At 63.4% G+C, this 14286-nt stretch carries 13 protein-coding genes; 10 read left to right on the top strand and 3 right to left on the bottom strand.

The features are described 5' to 3' along the window. The first annotated feature begins 361 nt into the window (after positions 1 to 361). Entirely contained in the window at positions 362 to 1060 is a 699-nt protein-coding gene (locus tag AC1D10_RS16935; protein ID WP_477273708.1) for a GntR family transcriptional regulator, read from the top strand. On the opposite strand, the gene AC1D10_RS16930 is transcribed toward AC1D10_RS16935, so the two are convergent. Beyond that, a complete protein-coding gene (locus tag AC1D10_RS16930) occupies positions 1057 to 1869 on the bottom strand; it encodes a class I SAM-dependent methyltransferase (RefSeq protein ID WP_477273706.1) in 813 nt (270 codons plus the stop codon). The genes AC1D10_RS16935 and AC1D10_RS16930 overlap by 4 nt on opposite strands. A 177-nt stretch (positions 1870 to 2046) precedes the next feature. Between AC1D10_RS16930 and AC1D10_RS16925 the strand changes: the two genes are divergently transcribed. Both AC1D10_RS16925 and AC1D10_RS16920 read left to right on the top strand, forming a co-directional pair. Beyond that, positions 2047 to 2265, top strand: coding sequence for a hypothetical protein (locus AC1D10_RS16925; RefSeq protein ID WP_477273703.1), 219 nt, complete (start codon positions 2047 to 2049; stop codon positions 2263 to 2265). A gap of 230 nt (positions 2266 to 2495) precedes the next feature. Then, positions 2496 to 3851 (top strand): glutamine synthetase family protein, encoded by a 1356-nt coding sequence (locus tag AC1D10_RS16920; RefSeq protein WP_477273701.1) that lies wholly within the window; start codon positions 2496 to 2498, stop codon positions 3849 to 3851. A 6-nt stretch (positions 3852 to 3857) separates the two neighbouring features. Here AC1D10_RS16920 and AC1D10_RS16915 read toward each other — a convergent pair whose 3' ends face one another. Beyond that, positions 3858 to 4547 carry an SDR family NAD(P)-dependent oxidoreductase gene (locus AC1D10_RS16915; RefSeq protein WP_477273699.1) on the bottom strand — a complete coding sequence of 230 codons (690 nt, stop codon included), beginning with the start codon at positions 4545 to 4547 and terminating at the stop codon, positions 3858 to 3860. A gap of 186 nt (positions 4548 to 4733) precedes the next feature. Continuing rightward, positions 4734 to 5594, bottom strand: a complete 861-nt coding sequence (locus tag AC1D10_RS16910) for a MurR/RpiR family transcriptional regulator (protein ID WP_477273697.1) — start codon at positions 5592 to 5594, stop codon at positions 4734 to 4736. A 206-nt stretch (positions 5595 to 5800) separates the two neighbouring features. On the opposite strand from AC1D10_RS16910, the gene murA reads away from it, so the two are divergent. From murA to AC1D10_RS16875, 7 genes are all read left to right on the top strand, one after another. Beyond that, on the top strand, positions 5801 to 7057 hold the full coding sequence (gene murA, locus AC1D10_RS16905) for a UDP-N-acetylglucosamine 1-carboxyvinyltransferase (protein WP_477273695.1): 1257 nt from the start codon (positions 5801 to 5803) through the stop codon (positions 7055 to 7057). Further along, positions 7054 to 7935, top strand: coding sequence for a glucosamine kinase nucleotide-binding domain-containing protein (locus tag AC1D10_RS16900; RefSeq protein ID WP_477273693.1), 882 nt, complete (start codon positions 7054 to 7056; stop codon positions 7933 to 7935). The genes murA and AC1D10_RS16900 overlap by 4 nt, the downstream gene beginning before the upstream one ends. Before the next feature lie 176 nt (positions 7936 to 8111). Then, positions 8112 to 9035 carry an N-acetylmuramic acid 6-phosphate etherase gene (gene murQ, locus AC1D10_RS16895; RefSeq protein WP_477273691.1) on the top strand — a complete coding sequence of 308 codons (924 nt, stop codon included), beginning with the start codon at positions 8112 to 8114 and terminating at the stop codon, positions 9033 to 9035. Between the two features lie 145 nt (positions 9036 to 9180). Beyond that, positions 9181 to 10701: an ABC transporter substrate-binding protein gene (locus tag AC1D10_RS16890; protein ID WP_477273688.1), complete on the top strand. Its 1521-nt coding sequence runs from the start codon at positions 9181 to 9183 to the stop codon at positions 10699 to 10701. Between the two features lie 31 nt (positions 10702 to 10732). Then, positions 10733 to 11692: an ABC transporter permease gene (locus AC1D10_RS16885; protein ID WP_477273686.1), complete on the top strand. Its 960-nt coding sequence runs from the start codon at positions 10733 to 10735 to the stop codon at positions 11690 to 11692. Then, positions 11692 to 12531 (top strand): ABC transporter permease, encoded by an 840-nt coding sequence (locus AC1D10_RS16880; RefSeq protein ID WP_477274131.1) that lies wholly within the window; start codon positions 11692 to 11694, stop codon positions 12529 to 12531. The genes AC1D10_RS16885 and AC1D10_RS16880 overlap by 1 nt, the downstream gene beginning before the upstream one ends. Then, entirely contained in the window at positions 12528 to 14276 is a 1749-nt protein-coding gene (locus AC1D10_RS16875; protein WP_477273684.1) for an ABC transporter ATP-binding protein, read from the top strand. Before AC1D10_RS16880 ends, AC1D10_RS16875 begins: the two co-directional genes overlap by 4 nt. The last annotated feature ends 10 nt before the right edge of the window (positions 14277 to 14286 follow it).

Below are 14286 nucleotides of genomic sequence, written 5' to 3'. Positions count from 1 at the left end.
TTCTCCTTCGCCAATCGCGCGCTTCACGACCCACCCGCAGACTGCCTTTGGGACATTGCAATCGAGCGGCATGACGCGAATCAGTCCGGTCGGATGGGTACCTCAAAAAGCCAGAGAGCGGCCAGAGGTGCAAGTGCGGGAACGGTCAAGATTTGTGATGACGGTTTTGCACACCGTGGCACAGACGCCGGGCGCCGGGGCCGGCTTTGCCAACACGGCTTGCCGCGCAATGATCGAAGCGGCTATCATGTGCTTGATAAATCGCTGACTTCGGCGTTCGTGCCGCGTTCGGCCAACCAGATTGTCTGCGGCTGATGTCGTCAGGGTCAATTTCAGAACGAATGAAGTAGCGCCCCCGCCAATGGCCGACAGAACACAATTCGGGTTGACCGCCGTCGACACCGTCCCCTTGCACGAGAAAGTCTATCTGGAGCTCGTCAGAGCCTTGATGTCCGGCCAGTTCCTGCCTGGCCAGAAGCTGACCTCACGCAAGCTCGCCAAGGAACTCGGCACCAGCGACATGCCGGTACGCAGCGCCTTCATGCGGCTGCAGGCGCTGCGGGCGCTCAGCCCGATGCCGAACGGCAGCGTCGAAGTGCCTGTCATTTCAGCCGAACGGTTTTCACAATTGACCGCCGTGCGGACGATCCTCGAAGGCTCGGCAACTGAATTTGCGACAAAGCTCATCAACGGCAACAATCTGCGGACGATCCGACGCCACTGCACCGACCTGACTTTGGCGGCCCGCAAGGGCGATATCGACGACTATCTGCGGAAGAACCACGACTTCAAATTCTCGATCTACCGCCATTGCGGCAATGAGCAGATGATCTTCCTGATCGAGACCGTCTGGATGCAGGTCGGCCCGTTTCTGAGAAACCTGGCCATGGGTTTCGAGGACGATCTCGCCTCCATTCTCGACATCGACTACCATGAGGAAGTCGTCGCGGCGATCGAGGCCCAGGATGGCGAGCGTGCGCGCGCGGCCATCGTTCGGGACATCGACGAAGGCGCGACACATATCCTTCAGCAGGCCAGATTTCCGAAAGCCAGAAACTAGGCCACAGCCATGATGACGTGGGCCTGAATTTTGGCGGCAACCTCGCCGCGGCCATGTCTGTTTGCAATCGCGGCTGCGGCGTAGTCGGTTGCAGTTTCCAGTCCTCCCGCGTCCCTGGCCTCGATTTCGCTGCGAAGAACAGTTCCCTGACAATAGGCAACGGCCGGAACGCGCGGCGAGGATGCGCGGCTTTGTTCGGCTCTCGTTTCGATCGCCACCTGGGCGAAGCCCGCGTCCTCCAGGTCGCTGCGGATCTGTGCCGTATCGTGATAGCCGTGTGGCGTGCGGGCCAGAAAACGCGGCGGATCGTTCGGGAAAATCTCTGCGAGCGCATTCGTCACATCATTGGCGAATACATTCTCCTCGATGCGATCCCAGACGTTGAACAAAAAATGGCCTCCGGGCTTCAGGACCCGCTTTGCTTCGCGGTAGCCAGATGAGCGGTCGGGAAAGAACATCGCGCCGAACTGACAACAAACGAGGTCGAAGACCGCATTTTCAAACGGCAGTGCCAGGGCGTCCGCCTGGCGCCATGTGATGCGACTGTCGGGAGCTTGTCGCGACGCGGCGTAGTCGAGCATCGGCTGGTTGAGGTCGGTTACGACATAGCTTGCGCCAGGGGACAGTTTTGGCGCCAATGCGCGGGTGACCACCCCGGTGCCGGCGGCGATTTCCAAAACGGCATTTGGCGACAAGGACGCCGCCCTTCGCGCAAGATCCGCGGCGAACGGCTCGAAAATCAACGGCACCATATAGCGGTCGTAGTTTTCCGGAATCGAGCCCGTGAACACCTTGTCCGCTTCCAGCATTGCCACCACCCACCATCCATTTAATAGCGCGCGAGACTAGCACATAATTGCCCGCTTTGATCACTTTCGACCGAGAGCATCCAGCCGTATATAGAGGTACGTCGTCGAAGCTCGCCTGCTGTCGCATGGCGGGCCGAACTCCTGTATGCTCGGCGGAAAGTGGTGGAGGTTTCTTCCATGAAACGACATCTGACCGACGAGGAAAGGGCGCGCGTTCGCGACAGGTTGACGGCGGTCGAGAGCGCGAAGTATCCGGACCATATCGTTTCGGTCATGGTGAACAACGAAACCGACGACAACGGCAATCCGGTATGGTCGGTCGTCAAATCATTTGACGATAAGGAGGCTGCCTACGGGCACAGCGTGCTTATCAAGTGGCCGGGTTGCACCTGGTAATACGCACCACTCAAATGCCACTTGGCTTTCCATACCCTTGCCTCTATATTGCGATCGCAGATCGCGCAATTGGTTTTGAAATGCCTCCCGACATCCCGGCTAGTGACTTGAAAAGATAAGAAAACCTCCGGCGGTGGTCGGATTTTGGTTTTCAAGAACTCACAAGCCATCTTTACCAGGGACTGCGTAGCCGGGAAGGCTACGGCACCTTCGAAACCAGAGGTTAGAAATTGAGCGATGCAATTGCGGACGTTTTGAACTGGCTTGAAACCAGAAACGACATCCAGAGCCTGAGGGCGGCTGTGTGCGACCTCAACGGCGTCATGCGCGGCAAGCGCATCCCGGTCGAGCAGGCGCGCAAGGCGCTCGAAGGCAAGCTGCGCATGCCTTATTCCCTGATCGGCCTCGACATCTGGGGCGAGGACATCGAAGGCAATACGCTGGTTTTCTCGACCGGCGATGCCGACGGACTGTGCCAATGGACGGGACGCGGCATTCTGCCGGTGGCCTGGACGGCGCATCCCACCGCGCTTGTCCCACTCTGGCTCGCCGATGAAACCGGAGCGCCGTATCTTGGCGATCCGCGGCGGGCGCTGGCCCGCATTCTCGACCGCTACAAATCCCTGGGATTGACCCCGGTCGCGGCGACGGAACTCGAATTCTATCTGGTCGATCCGCAGTCGCAGCGGCCGGTCGGGCCGGTCTCACCGGTGACCGGGCGCCGTCTCGATTCCGACGCCGCGTTGTCGATCGATGAGATCGACGACTTCGAATCCTTCATCCACGACGTCTACGAAGCCTGCAGAACGCAAGGCATTCCCGTCGACACGGCCATTGCGGAAAATGGCGTCGGCCAGTTCGAGATCAACCTGAACCACGTCGCCGACGCGCTGCGGGCGGCTGACGATGCCGTGTTGTTCAAGCGCACGGTGAAGGGCATCGCCCGCAAGCACGGCTTTGCCGCCTGTTTCATGGCCAAGCCCTATGGCGACCGCGCCGGCAACGGCTTTCACGTCCATTTCAGCCTGGTCGACGCCGAGGGGCGCAACGTTTTTGACGACGGCACGGATCAGGGCTCGGAAATCATGCGCCATGCGGTCGGCGGCCTTCTCGCGGCGATGGCCGAGAGCACGCTGGTGTTCGCACCGCACTTCAATTCATACCGCAGGCTGCGTCCGAGATCCTACGCGCCGACCGCCGTGGCCTGGGGCTATGAGAACCGCATGGTCGCGATCCGCATTCCCGGCGGTCCGACGGGTGCGCGTCGCATCGAGCATCGCGTTTCGGGCGCGGATGCCAATCCCTATCTGGTGCTTGCCGCCATATTGGGCGCCGCGCTGATCGGCATTGAAAGACAGATGTCGCCCGGCGACCCGACCGGCAGCGACGGGCAAGGGATTGTGCCGGCCAAGCTGCCGCCCGACTGGGCGTCGGCAATTGCGGCCTTTGAAAGCGGGACACATGTGGCTGAGATCTTTCCGGCAATCCTGCGCGACTCTTTCATCGCCTGCAAACGCCAGGAGTTGAATACGTTCGCCCTCAATGTCAGCGATTTCGAGATCGAGACATATCTCGAAAGCGTCTAGGTTCGACTAGAACGCCTCAACCCACGGCCTGAGCTCGACTTCGAAGCTCCAAGCGCTGCGGTGCTGACGATGGACCGCGAGATAGGCCTCGGCGATCGCGTCTGGCGACAGGCGGTGGTCCGGCCTGTCGGGACCGGCTGCCTGTCCGGGCGGCTCGATCTGACCGTCAATGATGAAATGCGCGACATGAATGTTTTTGGGCGCAAGCTCGCGGGCCATGGATTGCGCCAGTCCGCGCAGGCCGAATTTCGGCATGGCAAAGCCGGCCGAGCCGGAAAACCCCTTGAGGCTGGCGGTGGCACCGGTGAACAGCATCGATCCCGAGCCCCGCGCCAGCAGCCGCCGAGCCGCCTGCTGGCCGACCAGGAAGCCGCCATAAGCGCCGACCAACAGCGCCTGCCTGACCGCATCGGGATCGAGATCGGCGATCGGGCCGCGCGTGCGCCCGCTGGCGTTGAACACCGCAAGTGCAAGCGGACCGGCCTTGTCGGCGGCGTCGAACAAATTTGCAACGGAAGCTGGATCGGCGACGTCCGTCTCGACGGCCAGTGCGCCGGTCTCGTCGACCAGGGCGCGGAGCTTCTCGACGTCGCGGGCCGCCAGAACCACACGGAAGCCCTCTCTCGTGAGAAGACGCGCAAGCGAGGCGCTCAGGCCAGCGCCCGCACCTGCAATGACGGCCACATCGGATGTCATGATTTTTTCCTCCGGTGTTTCGCAACGTCGCGCCTTCGGCGACAAGAGGCAAGAAAAGCCTTTGCTGCGATTTTGGTGTCAGGTGGATGTGGATACCAAAAGCCCCACGTGCAAGCCTCAGGCAGATCGCGGGAGAGGCAGGCTCAATTCAAGATGACGGCGGGAATGCCCTCCGTCCTGAGCAAACTACGAAGACCGATCGGCCTTCAGCACCGAGACCGCCACTTCGCTGTTGTGAACATACTCGTTGGCGTCCGGCTGCTTCTGCACCAGCAGGATGAACAGCAGGTCGGTCAGCGTCAGCTGCGCGTCGCGCGCGGTGATCGATGAGGAGCGCGCACGCTCCTCGTCGGCGATGGTGTAGAGGCAGATGTCGGCAACCCGGCTCAGCGGATTGTCGTGCAGGCCGGTGACAGCGATCACCGTCGTGCCGCGCTTGCGGGCAAGCTCGGCGATGCGCAAGGTTTCGATGCTGGCGCCGGAATAGGAGAGTGCAAACAGCACATCGCCAGGCCCGAGCGTCGAGACATTGGCCATCTGGACGTGGCTGTCGCTGTCATGCAGCACATTGCGGCCGAGCTTCATCAGCTTGTAGGAGAAATCGCGCGCCACCAGCGAGGAGGCGCCGACACCGACCAGATGGATGCGGCGCGCGCCATCCAATAGTTCCAGCGCCCTGGAAATGATCCGCTCGGTGTTGGCGGCGACGGTCCGCTGTATCGACAGAAGCTTGCTGCCGACCAGCTTTTTCAGAATAACCTGGTAGCTGTCGCCGACCTCGATCGAACCGTGGATCACGCCGGCCGGCACTTGCCATTCCTGCGCCTTGGCCTCGCTGACGGCGAGCTTGAGCTCCTGGTAGCTGGCATAGCCGAGCTTCTGGCTGAACTTGACGACGCTCGACTGGCTGCGTCCAATCTCGGCCGCAAGTGCCGCCGTCGACAAACGCAGCATCTGGTCGGGATTGTCGACGATGTACTGGCCGATCTCACGATCGCCAGGCGCCATGCCGTCGAGCTTCGCATTGATCCTGTTCAGAACGGACACGGGATTCCCTATACGCGTTTCAGGCCGGCAAGCCGCACAGTCAACCCGGGCTGACCGCGTGCCACGATAGGAATAAAATATTCCAATTCTGATTGACAGCCAAGAACGCACAATTAATTCTCGACCTGGACCCAAGCCAATCCAGGATTCGGAGCAGGACTCCGGAGCGAGACGGCGGCCCGGCTCCGCGCACAAGGTTTCAGCCCATGGACAGACTGCGGATCGTCGGCGGACAAAGACTGGAAGGCGCGGTCACCATATCCGGCGCCAAGAACGCCGCCCTGCCGCAGATCGCGGCGGCCCTGCTCAGCCCCTACCCGCTCGAACTGACCAACCTGCCCGATGTGACCGATATCGAAAACATGCTCGGCGTGGTGCGGCTGCACGGCGCCGAAGTGACGCGCTCGGCCCATGCCGCGACGATCGACACCAGCTCCGCCGTTTCCAAGGAGACGTCCTACGACACGGTGCGAAAAATGCGGGCGACGGTGCTCGTGCTGGCGCCACTGCTGGCCCGGTTCGGCCATGCGCGGGTTTCGCTGCCGGGCGGCTGCGCGATCGGCGCGCGGCCGGTCGACATGCATGTCGCGGCGCTCGCAGCACTGGGCGCCAGAATAGCCATCGAAAACGGCTCGATCGTCGCGTCAGTGCCGAACGGGCTGACCGGCACGCGCATCGTCTTGAGCTCGCCGTCGGTCGGGGCAACGGAAACTGCCATGATGGCGGCGACCATGGCCAAGGGCGAAACCGAAATCCTCAACGCGTCGCGCGAGCCCGAAGTGGCCGATCTCGCCGCGTGTCTCAACACCATGGGCGCGCGCATCGAAGGCGCCGGCACGCACCGCATCCTGATCGCTGGCGACACGACCTGGCAGGCTGCCAGGCACGACATTATCCCGGACCGGATCGAGGCCGGCACCTATGCCATCGCCGCGGCGATTACCGGCGGACAGCTCGAACTGACGCATGCCCGGCTCGAACATATGGCCTCGGTGGTGCAACTGCTGGAGGCCACCGGTGTCAGCGTCTGGCCGGGCGACCGCGGGCTCATCGTGTCCCGCGACCGGCCGCTCAAGGCGGTCGACCTCACGACGGAACCCTATCCGGGGTTTCCGACCGATCTGCAGGCGCAGTTCATGGCGATGATGTGTTGCGCCGACGGCGCGTCGCTGTTGCGTGAAACGATCTTCGAAAACCGCTTCATGCATGTTCCCGAACTGATGCGGCTCGGCGCCAACATCAAGCTGCAGGGCACCACGGCGCTGGTGCGTGGTGGCGAGAAACTGCATGGCGCTCCGGTGATGGCCACCGACCTGCGTGCTTCGGTGTCGCTGGTGCTGGCGGCGCTGGTGTGCGAGGGCGAGACGACCATCAACCGGGTCTATCACCTCGACCGTGGCTATGAGCAGTTGGATCGCAAGCTCCGCCTGTGCGGCGCCGACATCGAGCGGCTGAGCGCATGAGTGGCGCGGATCATTATTTTCTCGGTGTCGACGGCGGCGGCACCGGCTGCCGGGCGCGCATCGAGGATGCCCAGGGAAACGTGCTGGGACAGGGCCTGTCGGGCCCGGCGACAACCCGGCTCGGCATCGACGCTGCCTGGGCCTCGATTGCGAAAGCTTTCGGGACGGCGATCGAAGAGGCAGGGTTCGGACCCGCCGAGACCGCCCGCATCAGCGCCGGCATTGGCCTTGCCGGCATCGGCCGCAAGGGCGCGCTGGAAGTGTTGCGGGCGATTGCGCATCCATTTGCCAGCATCGATTTCGTCAGCGACGGCGTCGGTGCCTGCCTTGGCGCCCATTCCGGCCAGGACGGCGCCATCGTCATTGCCGGCACCGGCTCGATCGGCCTCGGCTTTGTCGACGGCCGCGACCTGCGCGTCGGCGGCTACGGGTTTCCGATCTCCGACGAAGGCAGCGGCGCCGATCTTGGATTGAGGGCCGTGCAACTGGCCTTGCGCGCCCATGACGGCCGGCACGAGCGGACAGCGTTGCTGGCCGAGGTGATGCAGCGCTTCGAAGGCGACCCGATGGAAGCGGTCGCCTGGATGGACCGCGCCAGCGCCACGGACTACGCGGTCCTCGCGCCGATGGTGATGCGCCATGCCGACCAGGGCGATCCGATCGGGCGGCGCATCGTGCAAAGTGCGGCCGAGCAGATCGACACGCTGGTGCGGGTGCTGTTCGAGCAGGGCGCGCCGCGCGTGACCTTGCTGGGCGGCCTGTCCAGCCCGCTCGAGCCATGGCTCGCCCCCGATGTGAGGCGCCGCCTGAAGCCGGCTGACGGCGACGCCGTCTCGGGCGCGATCATCCTCGCAAAACGGTCCTGCGGCGGGCGATAGCGCTCTGTCCACATAGGAATAATATATTCCATATGTCTGTTGACGATGCGAATAATCAATTCTAAAAAGTTAACAAAAGAAACAGGTAGCGAGAACGGACCCAGGTCCGTGCGCGCAGGTGCCGGTCAAGGAGCCATGCTCGACGCCGGCCGTGCAGCATGATTTGAAAGCAAGAGATGACCGAACAAGGGTTGATGTCCGAGCTGGACCGGCTGGTTTCCGAAGGCCGGAACCCAAGGACGATGGACATCGACCTGCTGCCGACCATCGACGTGCTGCGCAAGATTAACGACGAAGACAGGGCTGTCCCGGCGGCGGTCGAGAAGGTCGTGCCGGAAATCGCGGCCGCGGTGGACCGCATCGTGCTTGCCTTCCAGAATGGCGCACGCCTGATCTACATGGGCGCCGGCACCAGCGGCCGGCTTGGGGTTCTCGACGCTTCGGAGTGTCCGCCGACTTTCGGCGTGCCCGAAGGCATGGTCGTCGGCCTGATCGCCGGCGGGCCCGACGCCCTGATGCGGTCGACGGAAGGCGCCGAGGACGATCCCAAAATGGGCGCCAAGGCATTGGAAGAGATCGGGCTCACGTCAGACGATGTGGTGGTCGGCATCGCGGTCAGTGGGCGCACACCCTATGTCATCGGCGGGCTGAACTATGCCAGGCAAGTGGGCGCAACGACGGTCGCGCTATCCTGCAATCCGGCCTCGACCATTGCCGGCATCGCCGACATCGCCATCTCGCCGGTTGTCGGTCCGGAAGTGCTCACCGGCTCGACCCGGCTGAAGTCGGGAACCGCGCAGAAGCTGGTGCTCAACATGCTGACCACCGCCAGCATGGTCCGCATCGGCAAGAGCTACCAGAACCTGATGGTCGACCTTAACCCCTCAAACAAGAAGCTCGTCGCCAGGGCGATCCGGATCGTCATGCAGACGACCGGCTGCACGGCACAGCAGGCAAAACACGTGCTCGGCAAGACCGGCAATGACGTGAAGCTGGCGATCCTGGTGACGATCACCGGCATGGGCGTCGAGGAGGCGCGAGCGGCTCTCGGCAAGGCTGGAGGCTTCCTGCGAAAGGCAATCAGCAACGCGACGGCATGAAGCCGCATGAACACGACGGCAGGGCCGCTTGAGACAAGACGGCGTGAAGCCGCTTAGACTGGGCCGATACTCCAAACCATGTGTGTCTTGGAAGCGGTCCGCAGAAACTGCAAGGCGTCAAGTTCAATCAGAATGGGAGACGAGAATGGTTCACCTCACAAGAAAGCTGCTGTCAGGCATCACGCTGGCCGCGATGCTCGGCCTGGCCGCGGTTTCAACGCAGGCGAATGCAGCGACGCTGCATATGGCCTGGTCGCAGGACGCCACCGGGCTCGACCCGCACAAGCAGACGGCCTTTTCGTCACTGCGGCTGCTCGAGCTAATCTATGAGCCGATGGTGCGGGTCGACGCCAGCCTGCAGATCATCCCGGCCATCGCCACCTCCTGGGAATTCTCCAAGGATGGCAAGGAGCTGACCTTCAAGATCGATCCCAAGGCGAAATTCCAGGATGGCACGGCTGTGACCCCGGCCGACGTCAAGGCATCGTTCGAGCGCATCCTCGACGAGAAGACGGGCGCGGCTGCGCGCGCCAACTTCCTGTCGATCGCCAGCATCGACACGCCCGATGCGGCGACCGTCGTGTTTCATCTGTCGCAGCCGGATGCGCCGATCCTGACGGCGATGAGCGACGTCAACGCGGCCATCGTACCGGCAAGCGAAATCAAGGCCGGCTCGATCGGCACCAAGGCGGTCGGCTCAGGACCCTTCAAGCTCGACAAATGGGACCCCAATGCCAAGGAGGTGCTGAGCGCCAACAAGGACTGGGCGGGCGGCGCGACCGGCGTCGACGGCATCGAGATCAGCGTGCTTCCCGACGAAGCCGCGATCCTGGCCGCCATGCGCACCAAGCAGATCGATTTCGCGCTGCTCAACGACCCGCTCGTCGCCACGCTGGTGCCGAAGGAAGCCAGCCTGCAACTGAACCGGGTGCCGGTTCTGTCCTATCACGTGCTGCAGCTCAATCCGTCGCGCAAACCGATGACCGAGCTCAAGGTGCGCCAGGCCATCTCCTGCGCCATCGACCGGCAGGAGGTGCTGGACACCGCTTCACTCGGCGAAGGCAAGGTCACCGGGCCGCTGACCATCCCGGCGCTGGCGACCGATCCGAGCCAGCTGTTCTGCTACAAGCGCGACGTCGAAAAGGCCAAGAAGCTGATGTCCGAGGCCGGTTATGCCGACGGCTTTGCGGCGACGGTGATCGGCGCCACCGGCGAGCCGCCGACGGCGGCGGCGGAAGCCCAGGTCATCCAGTCGCAGCTTGCCGAAATCGGCGTCAAGCTCGACATCAAGATGATGGAGCTCAACGTCTATGTCGACGCCTGGCTGAAGGGCGACTTCGACATGGCCATCGCGCTCAACGGCGGCCGCGCCGACCCCTACACCATGTACAACCGCTACTGGACCAAATCAGGCAATTTGCAGAAGGTGGCGAACTACATCGACGACACGCTCGACAGCCTGATGCAGAAAGGCCGCGCCGAGACCGATCCGGCAAAACGCAAGGTGATCTTCGCCGAGTTCGAGAAGCACCTCGCCGAGATGTCGCCATGGATCTGGCTCTACACTTCGTACAGCTATACGGCGCAGCAGAAGAACATTGCGGGGTTCGTGCCGACGCCGACGGGCACGCTGTTCAGCCTGAGCAAGGTGACCATCCAGCAGTAGCCGCCGGCATTGGACGAGAGGTACTCTTCGCGTGAATTATCTGATGCGACGACTGGCGACGTTTCCTCTCGTCCTGCTTGGCGTGTCCATCCTGGTCTTCGTTGCGATCCGGATGGTGCCGGGCGATTCGATCACGGCAATGCTGGGGACCGAAGCCGGCCTGCTGACGCCGGCGCAACGCGACTCGCTCGCCGCCTACTTCGGCATCGACCAGCCCTGGTTCGTCCAGTACTGGCGCTGGATAGGCGGCATCCTGCACGGCAATCTCGGCATCTCGGTCACCTATGGCCGGCCGGTGCTCGACGTCATCCTCGAGCGCTTCCCGCTGACGCTCGAACTGGCCATCCTGTCGATGATCATCGCGCTTGCCGTGGGCATGCCGGCGGGGATCTTTGCCGCCACGCACAATGAGAAACTATCGGATCTCGGCGTGCGCATCGCCGCGATGATCGGCCAGTCGACGCCGAGCTTCGTGCTTGGCCTGCTGATCATCTACGCGCTGTCGGCCGGCTTCGGCGTGCTGCCGGCGATGGGTGAATTCGCGCCGCTGTGGCAGGCTCCCTTGCGCAATCTCAGCCAGCTTATCCTGCCCGCCATCACGCTCGGCTTCGCCTTCGCCGCGTCGGTCACCCGCATCTCGCGCTCGGCAATGCTCGACGTGCTGAGCGACGACTATGTCCGCACCGCGCGCAGCAAGGGCGCCTCGGCGCGCAGTGTCATCTGGCGGCACGCCCTGCCCAATGCGCTGATCCCTGTCGTGACCCTCAGCGGCATAGAATTCGGCTACCTGCTGGGCGGCGCCGTCATCGTCGAGCAGATCTACGCCCTGCCGGGGCTTGGACGCATGGTGCTCGACGCAATCCTGCAGCGCGATTACGCGCTGGTGCAAGGCAGCGTGCTGTTCATCGCCTTCAACTTCATGATCGTCAATCTCCTGGTCGACCTCGCCTATGTCGCGCTCGATCCGCGCATCCGTCTGGGAGAGCCATGATGCGCATCCTGCGCGCCATCTTCGGCCACGGCAGCGGCCGCATCGGCGGCATCATCGTCGGCGCCTATCTGTTGATCGCCATCCTCGGCATGCTGGGGCTGACGCCGCACAATCCCATCACGCAATACAGGGTCGACAGGCTGCATGCACCCAACGGCGCTTACTGGATGGGCACCGACCTGTTCGGCCGCGACGTGGCCAGCCGGCTGATGGCGGGCGTCGGCCAATCCTTCACCGTTGCCTTCTTCTCGGTGGCCTTCGCGACGCTTGCCGGCACCGTGCTGGGGCTGGCCGCCGCCTGGCTCGGACGCCGCTGGGACGGCGTTGTGATGCGGATCATGGATGTGCTGCTGGCCTTCCCGGCAATCCTTCTGGCGCTGCTCATCGTCACCGTCGCCGGGCCGGGCACCTGGACCAGCGTCGTTGCCATCGGCATCGTCTATACGCCGATCTTCACCCGCGTGGTGCGTGGCCCTGCTTTGTCGCTCAAGGCGCGCGAATTCGTCGACGCCGCGCGCACCTTCGGCAGCAGTTCGAGCTACATCGTGACGCGGCATCTGCTGCTCAATCTGGTGGCGCCATTGACCGTCCAGGTGACGCTGGCGCTGGCCTGGGCGCTACTGACGGAAGCGGGCCTGAGCTTCCTGGGGCTCGGCACGCAGCCGCCCGCCGCCTCGCTCGGCCTGATGCTGAGCGACAGCCGCAATCTGATGGAGACGGCGCCCTGGCTGATGATCTCCCCGGGTCTGGCGATCATGATCAGCATCCTCGGCTTCAATCTGCTTGGTGACGCCTTGCGCGATATCCTCGACCCGAAGATGCGGAGGGCGCCGGCATGACCCCGCTGCTGTCCGTTGCGGATCTGCGCGTCGGCTTCGGCCGCAATCCGCAAGCCAATGAGGTGGTGCGCGGCGTCAGCTTCGACCTCGCCGACGGCGAGACGCTGGCCATCGTTGGCGAGAGCGGCTCGGGCAAATCCGTCACCGCACTGTCGATCAACCGCCTCATCGATTTTGACGGTGGTCGCATCACCGGTGGCACCATGAAGCTGAAACGGGCCGACGGCAGCGTCTTCGACCTGATGACCGCGACCGAGCCGCAGCTGACCGGCATTCGCGGCGCCGAGATCGGCATGATCTTCCAGGAGCCGATGACCTCGCTCAACCCGGTGCTGACCATCGGCAGGCAGATCGAGGAATCGTTTCGCCTGCACCGTGGGCTGACCGGAAGACAAGCAACCGCAGCGGCCAGGGATGCGCTCGACCGCGTGCGCATTCCCGATGCCGCGCGGCGACTGAAATACACACCCAACCAGCTGTCAGGCGGCATGCTGCAGCGGGTGATGATCGCCATTGCGCTGGCCTGCAATCCACGCCTGCTCATCGCCGACGAGCCGACGACGGCGCTCGACGTGACGGTGCAGGCGCAGATCATGGCGCTGCTGGCCGAGCTGAAGCGGGAAACCGGCATGTCGATGATTTTCATCACCCACGACATCGGCCTGGTTGCCGGTATCGCCGACAAGGTGATGGTGATGCAGAACGGCCAGGCCGTGGAGCAAGGTGAACTGAACCAGATCCTCGACACTCCGCAGCATCCCTATACGCAGCATCTGCTGCATGCCGTGCCGCATTTCGCCAACGGCAGCGCGACGCGCGCGGACGGGCAGCGCGACAAGGACGCAAGCACGGAACCGACCCTGAGGGTCGATAACCTGGTTGTACGATTTCCCCTCAAGAGCAGTTTCTTCAGCCGCGCCACCGGCGCGGTGCATGCCGTGGATGGCATCGACTTCGACCTGATGCCAGGTGAAACACTGGCCATCGTCGGCGAGAGCGGTTCGGGTAAATCAACCACAGCGCGCGCCGTCCTGGGGCTGGTGCGGTCGACACGCGGCAGCTTCTCGGTTGGCGTGCGAAAGGCTTCGGCCGAGCAGAGCGCCCTGCCCGTGCAGATGGTGTTCCAGAACCCCTATGCCTCGCTCAATCCAAGGCTGACCATCGAGAGCATTCTGGCCGAACCGGTGATCGCCACCGGTGGTCGGGTCAAGGATGAAACGCGAGCCAGGATGGTGAGCCTGCTGGAACGCGTCGGCCTGCCAAAGAACAGTCTGGAGCGCTATCCGCACGAATTCTCCGGCGGCCAGCGGCAAAGGCTGTGCATTGCCCGCGCGCTGATGCTCAACCCGTCCGTCGTGGTTCTCGACGAAGCGGTGTCCGCGCTCGATGTCTCGGTGCAGGCCAAGGTGCTGGAGTTGCTGGTCGACCTGCAGCGCGAGTTTGGCCTCGCCTACCTGTTCATCTCGCACGACATGGCTGTCGTCGAACGGATCGCTCATCGCATCGCCGTCATCTATGCCGGCCAGATCGTCGAGATCGGCGACGCGGCCTCGGTGCTGTCGAAGCCGAAGCATTCCTATACGAAGAAGCTCATCGCCGCCGTTCCGACCATCGACCGCCGCCACGAACATTTCGAACTCGACACGCGCCAGGTTCCCTCGCTGGTGCGCCCGCAGGGGTTTGAGCCGGCGCCGGCGAGATGGGAGCAGTTTGGGCCTGATCATCGCGCGAGGGCGGAGGCGTGATGGCTGGCGG

The sequence above is a fragment of the Mesorhizobium sp. P2_A8 genome (genome assembly GCF_056404935.1).
The sequence above is the reverse complement of the archived record's forward strand: the minus strand, read 5'-3'. Positions and strand labels throughout refer to the sequence as shown.